The organism is Mycobacterium sp. E2327 (genome assembly GCF_001672675.1).
Lineage (GTDB): Bacteria > Actinomycetota > Actinomycetes > Mycobacteriales > Mycobacteriaceae > Mycobacterium.
Genome location: NZ_LZKE01000091.1, coordinates 1 through 6,437, shown reverse-complemented (window position 1 = coordinate 6,437; position 6,437 = coordinate 1). Strand labels below are relative to the sequence as shown.

Annotated in this window: 5 protein-coding genes and 1 pseudogene; 3 read left to right on the top strand and 3 right to left on the bottom strand. The window is 69.9% G+C overall.

What is annotated here, in order from left to right; genetic code table 11:
- Positions 1-400 (top strand): annotated as a pseudogene (locus tag A5712_RS09735) (hypothetical protein); the annotation flags it as partial.
- Positions 397-1,086 (top strand): hypothetical protein, encoded by a 690-nt coding sequence (locus A5712_RS09730; protein ID WP_068103938.1) that lies wholly within the window; start codon positions 397-399, stop codon positions 1,084-1,086. The pseudogene A5712_RS09735 and the gene A5712_RS09730, both read left to right, overlap by 4 nt.
- Positions 1,087-1,089: 3 nt before the next feature.
- On the opposite strand, the gene A5712_RS09725 is transcribed toward A5712_RS09730, so the two are convergent.
- Together A5712_RS09725 and A5712_RS09720 are read right to left on the bottom strand one after the other, a co-directional pair.
- The gene (locus A5712_RS09725) at positions 1,090-1,614 is read right to left on the bottom strand and encodes a hypothetical protein (protein ID WP_068103937.1); all 525 of its coding nucleotides are present in this window, start codon (positions 1,612-1,614) and stop codon (positions 1,090-1,092) included.
- Positions 1,611-4,628, bottom strand: coding sequence for an MMPL family transporter (locus tag A5712_RS09720; protein ID WP_068103936.1), 3,018 nt, complete (start codon positions 4,626-4,628; stop codon positions 1,611-1,613). Before A5712_RS09720 ends, A5712_RS09725 begins: the two co-directional genes overlap by 4 nt.
- Positions 4,629-4,949: 321 nt before the next feature.
- Between A5712_RS09720 and A5712_RS09715 the strand changes: the two genes are divergently transcribed.
- A complete protein-coding gene (locus A5712_RS09715; RefSeq protein WP_068103935.1) occupies positions 4,950-5,471 on the top strand; it encodes a hemophore in 522 nt (173 codons plus the stop codon).
- A gap of 32 nt (positions 5,472-5,503) precedes the next feature.
- Here A5712_RS09715 and A5712_RS09710 read toward each other — a convergent pair.
- Positions 5,504-6,437, bottom strand: a 934-nt coding sequence (locus A5712_RS09710; RefSeq protein WP_068103934.1) for a TIGR00374 family protein, incomplete at its 5' end; no start/stop codon positions are given.

Here is a 6,437-nt window from a genome sequence, read left to right as displayed (position 1 = left end):
GACGGGCGTGCTGATCAACATGAACAGCGGCAACATCGACGCCAGCCTGCAGAAGCTGCACGACGGCACGGTCGGGGAACTCAACACCGACTTCGACGCGGCCGTGGACCCCTACCGGCAGGTGGTGCAGAAGCTGCAGTCGCAGAGCGCCGGCCGCATCGAGTCGGTGGCCATCGAGACGATGCACCGCGACCTGGACACCCAGCCGGGCACCTCCCGTCCGGTAGTGACGACCAAGCTGCCGCCGTTCGCCAGCAGGATGGACTCGGTGATGCTGGTCGCGACGTCGGTGAGCGAGAACGTCGGCGCCAAACCGCAGGTGGTGCACTGGAACCTGCGGCTCGAGGTCTGCGACGTCGACGGCAAGCTGATGATCTCCGGGCTGGGTTCCATCCGATGAGGAACATCTGGCGGCTGTTGGCCTTCGACATCGCGGCCCCGCTGGCCGCGATCGCCGCGCTGTGGATGATCGGGGTCGTCCTCGGCTGGCCGCTGTGGTGGGTGTCGGCGTGCTCGGTCCTGGTGCTGCTGATCGTCGAGGGAGTGGGCGTCAACTTCTGGCTGCTGCGCCGCGATTCGGTCAGCGTCGGCACCGACGACGACGGCCCCGGGCTGCGGCTGGCCGTCGTGTTCCTGTGCGCGGCCGCCCTGTGCGCGGCGGTGGCGACCGGGTACACGCACTGGACGCGCACGGACCGCGACTTCAAGAACGACACCCGCGAGGTCGTCCAGGTCGCCTCGGGCATGGCCGAGGCGATGGCGTCGTTCACCCCGAGCGCCCCGACCAGCTCCATCGACCGGGCCGCGGCGATGATGGTGCCCGACCAGGCGGGCGCGTTCCGGGAGCAGTACCGAAAGTCCAGCGCGGACCTGGCCCAGCACAACGTGACGGCGCAGGCCGCGACGCTGTCGGCGGGGGTCGAGGCGCTGGGGCCGACGGCAGCCAGCGTCGCGGTGATCCTGCGGGTTACCCAGAACACCCCGGGGCAGCCGCCCAGTCAGGCTGCGCCCGCGCTGCGGGTGGCGTTGGCCAAGCGCGGGGACGCCTGGCTGGTGTCCAACGTGACGCCGATCAACGCCCGCTGAGGGTCAGTTGGACTCGGCCGACCGAGCGGACTTCACCTTCACGAATCGATCCGAGAGCCGGCGCATCCGGATCATCAGCGCGGAGGTGGGGCTGACGCTGCCGTCTAGGTAGGCGCCCAGGTCCTCCGCCGACACCCCGATGCGCGACGCGAATTCGTGTTCGCCCAGGCCCGAGCGGTCGATCAGCAGCCGGATGTGCCGGGCCACCTCCGCCCGCTCGTTGGCCTCCAGGTGGGTGCGGGCGCGCTCCAGCACCTCCCACAGGGCTTTGGCGATGCCGTAGGGCCGCGTCCCTTCGAGCACCTCTTCGACCTGGCGGGCGGTCCGGCCGTACGGGTCGCGCTTCAGCGCCGCGGCGATGCGCTTCCAGGTGTCGATGTCGCCGCCCTGCAGCGCCGAACGGATCGCCGACGTGGGCCAGAACTCGACGGGCTGGTCGGTGTCGGCAAGAGGGCCACCGTCCATGCGTTGCTCGCCGGCGGGCCGCTCGGGCGGCGGTGCCGGGCGCCGTTCGGATGCCAACGTCACCTCGCCTCCTCCAGCATCGCCACGGCCACCGACAGGCAGCGCTGCCTGACGTCGTCCCAGTCCGCTTTCGCGTCGGAATCCGACCATTCGTCGCTGAAATCGGAGGGATGGGGGTCCGCGAGCCGGCGGACCAACTGGGTGGCCATCCATTCCCGCCTGGGTGTTTGACAACAGTAATACCTGTCCATGCCGGCCAGCACCACCGCGGCGGTCTCCGGTTCTAAGTTGTCAACCATGTCTGCAAATTCGGCGTAGTCGCGGCTGCTGTTACGGCACATGATCAAGTAGCCCTTGAGGCGCAGCGCCTCGGCGCCGGTCGGCACGAGCAGCCGATCGCCCGTGGGCAGTTGCACGTTGGTGGTCTCCACCGGGCTGCGCCGCTCGTACTGGGGACAATCGACCGCGGAGGCGTCGGTCTCCAGCGCCTCGATCGCGACGGACAGCCGGCCGCGCCACAGCGTCACCGGATGAACCGGCCGGTCCCCGGCGATCGCGCGGGCGATCCCGTTGCGCGACGGCAGGCCGCCGACCCGCTTCTTGGCGGGCGGGTGGCCGTTGCTGCCGTTCCCGGCGGGGGTCGTCCCGACCCCCGCGCCACCGTCATCGATGTCGACCTGGTGGGGGATCTGGCCGGGGCCGAGGCCGCGGGTGTCGGCCGGGACCGAGGGCGCGGTCTTGCCGTTGCGCCCGCATCCGGTGAAGGCGAGCGGGTCGGCCACGCAGATGGCGTCGGGCGCCAGGTGCTTGAGCTTGGCGGCCGACTTGAGCACCATCCGCAGGTCGGCGCTCGGCGCGGCCAGCGCCGAGATGTCGTCGGGGATGACGACCACGTCACCGAGGTCCACCTGCGGCAGCGGCCGGTCGAAGTCGACCGACGGCAGCACGCGGCGCAGCCACCGGGGCATCCACCAGTTCCACTGGGCGAACATCGCCATCAGCGCCGGGACGAGGACCAGCCGCACCACCGTGGCGTCGACCGCGATCGCGACGGCGCACGCGACACCGATTTCGGCGACCAGCGGCATGCCGGCGAACGCGAACCCGATGAACACCGCGATCATGATCAGGGCGGCGCTGGTGATCGTGCGCGCGCTGGTGCTCACGCCGTAGGCGACGGCGTCGCGGGTGTTGCCGGAGTGCAGGAAGCGTTCCCGGATCCGGGTGAGCAGGAAGATTTCGTAGTCCATCGACAGCCCGAACGTCATCGCCAGCACCAGCGGGGGCACCGTGCTGTCGATCGAGCTGATCTGGGTGAAACCGAGGTCGCTCAACCAGCCCCACTGGAAGACAACGACCAGGCTGCCGTAGGCGGCGGCGACCGACAGCAACGTCATCAGCACGCCCTTGAGCGCCAGGAAGATCGAGTGGATCGAGATCAACAGCATCACGAACGCGATCAGCGCGACGAAGAGCAGCACCAGCGGCTCGGTCTGCGACACCCGGTCATCGAAGTCCTTGATCAGCGCGGTCGGGCCGCCCACGTCCACGCGCGCCGTTCCCGCGTCGGGAATCTTGGACAGCTGCGAACGCATCCAGCCGACGGTCTCGCGGGCCTTCATGTCCTCCGGGTCGACCGACAACACCGCCGACAGCAGGGCGCTGCCGTTGTCCTCGGCGAACTGCGGCGGCGAGACGGAAACGATGTTGGGCGCCTGCGTCATTCGCTGCCGGATCGCGCCGAGCGTCTGGCTGTGCTCCGGCGACGCCGCGCCGCCGTCGGGAAACGTGACCAGCACCCGGATCGGTCCGAGCGCGCCGGGCCCGAGCGCCTGCGCGGCCGCGCCGACACCGGCGCGGATCTCATGGGACGAGTCGAACTGGCGCAGCAGGCTGTTGCCCAGCACCATCGACGCGGTCGGCACCGCCATGACCAGGAGCACCACCGAGGCCGCCACCGCCGACGCCCACGGCCGCCGCATCACCGCTGAAATCCACCGGATCCAGAACCGGGACTGCCCGCCCTCCGGCTGGCGCGACCAGTGCAGCAGGCGCGACCTCTTGGCGGCCGCCCGGCCGAACGTCGCCAGCGCCGCCGGCGTCAGGGTGGCCGACGTCAGCATCGCCACCGCCACGGCCAGGATCGCGCCCGTGGCCATCGACTTCAGCGCCGGGGTGTTGATGATGTAGATCCCGGTCAGCGACGCGATCACGGTCATGCCGGACAACACCACCGCAAGCCCCGACGTGGCCATCGCTGCGTCGACGGCCTCGTTCTGCTGGCGCCCGGAGCGCAGTTCCTCGCGGAAACGCATCAGGATGAACAGCGAATAATCCACCGCCAGCGCGATCCCGAACATCGACACCGTCGACGTCACGAACACCGACATGGTGGTGTACGCCGACAGGAAATAGACCAGGCCCATCGTGACGACGACCGTGCAGATGCCGAGGGCGAGCGGGATCGTCGCGGCGGCCAGCGAACCGAACACCGCCAGCAGGACGACCAGAATGATCGGCAGGTTCCACTTTTCGGCGGCCGCGATGTCGTGCTTGGTGTTCGCCGCGGCGGCGGTCGACAGGGCACCCTGGCCGATCACGTAGAGCCGCACCCGGCCGTTCGCTGTCTGGCCGGACTGGTCACCCTTGATGCCGACCTTTTGGCGCAGCTGCTTGGCGAGGTCGCTGGTGCCGGCGTTGCGGGCGTCCATCCGTAGCGAGATCACGTACGGCCGGTCCGGCTGCGGGGGCCGCTGGGTGGGGTTGGGGACCTCGGTGACGCCGGGGAATTCGCCGGCGATCTGCCGCAGCTGCGCGACCGCGTCGTTGATGTCGGCGTAGCTGGCATCGGGGCGGGGGGCGGCCACCAGCGCCAGCGACGACGCCCCCTGGTCGTGGTAGAGGTCCTCGAGCTGATCGTGGACCGCCAGCGACTGGGAGCCGGCCACTTCGAAACCGCCGCCGGTGAGGTTGCCCGACTGCGTCAACGCCAAATAGACCGCCGGCACCAATGCCAGCAACCAGCCTGTGAAGACCAACCAGCGGTACTTACGCAGGCTGCGGCTGAGGCGCATCATGAACTGCTGGATTTCTTCACTCCCCGGGTTCTCACGCAATGCGTGCAGGCGAGAATACCGCAGCAGCCTGTGGATTATGTCGGCTTATCAGCATCCTGAGCTGCAACGACACGGATGTTGCCAAGACGCTGCCCAGTTGTTGTGTACCGGTGACCCAGCGGTGTGGGTCACACGAAGTAGCAGCGGCGGTGTGCGGATGGCAGGATGTCGGGTGGCCGCGCGGGGGAGCGGGGAGCCCCGTCACGAAGAGCCGTTCATGCCAACCGTTTTGCGAGGTGCCCCCACATGCCGCGCGCGTTCGCAAACTCTTAGGAGTGACCCATGACGACAGGCACCGCGACCAGGCGCCGCAGGATCCTCGCCGGGCTGCTGGCCACCACCGTGCCCGCCGCGGCCATCGCCGTCCTCGCCGGGCCGCCGGCGACCGGGGCCAACGACCCATGCGCCGCCAGTGAGATCGCGCGCACGATCGGCTCGGTCTCCAAGTCGATGGGTGACTACCTGGACTCGCATCCCGAGACCAACCAGACGATGACCTCGATGCTGCAGCAGCAGGCCGGCCCGCAGTCGCTGACCGGGCTCAAGTCCTACTTCGAGGCCAACCCGAAGGTGGCCGGCGACATGACGTCGATCGCGTCGCCGCTGACCAGCCTGTCGACGCAGTGCAAGTTGCCGATCAGCATCCCGCAGGCGATGGGCATGCTGCAGCAGGCGCAGGGCGCGGCCGGCGGCCTGCCGGGCGGGGTGCCCGCGCTGCCGGGCGGCGGCGCCCCGGGCGCCTCCCCGGTCGGTAGCGCCCCGGCCCCGCTGCTGCCCGGCGTGACGATCGGCGGCGCGCACTAGGCTCGGCCGGCCGAACGGCCGAAAAGCGTTGCCTAGCGGCCGATTTCGTGGCTGGGCTCCGGCGGCGGCAGCGGACCCTGCAGGGCGGTCTCCGTCGGATCGCTGGACGCGCCGGGGTCGCGCACGACGGCCAGCGGGCCGGTGATGGGGTCGTCGTCGTCGGACTCGCCGACGTTCTCGGTGCGGAACATGAAGAAGAACACCACCCAGCCGATGGCGGCGATGAGCAGCCAGCTGATCAGCCGGTAGAGCAGCATGGCCGAGATCGCGCTCGGCAACGACATCCCGCTGGAGACCAGCCCGGGCACCAGCACCGCCTCGACCACCAGCAGGCCGCCCGGCATCAGCGGGATCGTGCCGACCGCGCGGGCGGCGGCATACGCGACCGTCAGCCCGGCGACCGACGCGTGGTCGCCGGCGGCGTACGCCGCGAACCCGAGGCAGGCGACGTCGGCGATCCAGTTGAACATCGACCAGCTGAACGCCACGCCCAGGTCCCGACGGCCCAGGCTCACCGACTCGAGCTGCATGAGGGTCTCGCGCCACTTGTCCAGGCCGGCGTCGGCCGGCCTGCCGCGAAGCGAATTGACCCACGACAGCACCCGGCTGCCGATGCCCTCGATCAGGTCCGGGCGCGACGCGACCGCCTGGGCCAACAGCAGCAACGCGACGAACCCGCCGAGCGTGAACAGCAGCGAGAACGGGTTGTTCTTGGCGCCCAGGAAGAAGGCACCGCCCAGGCCGAGCAGCGCCAGCCCCACCGCTTGCAGCACGCCCGACATCACCAGTTGCCACGACGCCACCACCGTCGAGGCGCCCCAGAGCCGCTGCTGCCGGAACAGAAACGTCGCCGACAGCACCGGCCCGCCGGGCAGCGTCGTGCTCAACGAGTTGGCGGCGTAAAACGCGGCCTCCGATCGCAGCTGCTTGACGTGCACGCCGGCCGACTTCAGCAGGGTGCGCTGG

Excerpts from the sequence above, each read along its gene's own strand:
- A5712_RS09720 (WP_068103936.1), bottom strand. The coding sequence starts at position 4,628 with ATGATGCGCCTCAGCCGCAGCCTGCGTAAGTACCGCTGGTTGGTCTTC.
- A5712_RS09730 (WP_068103938.1), top strand. The coding sequence starts at position 397 with ATGAGGAACATCTGGCGGCTGTTGGCCTTCGACATCGCGGCCCCGCTG.
- A5712_RS09715 (WP_068103935.1), top strand. The coding sequence starts at position 4,950 with ATGACGACAGGCACCGCGACCAGGCGCCGCAGGATCCTCGCCGGGCTG.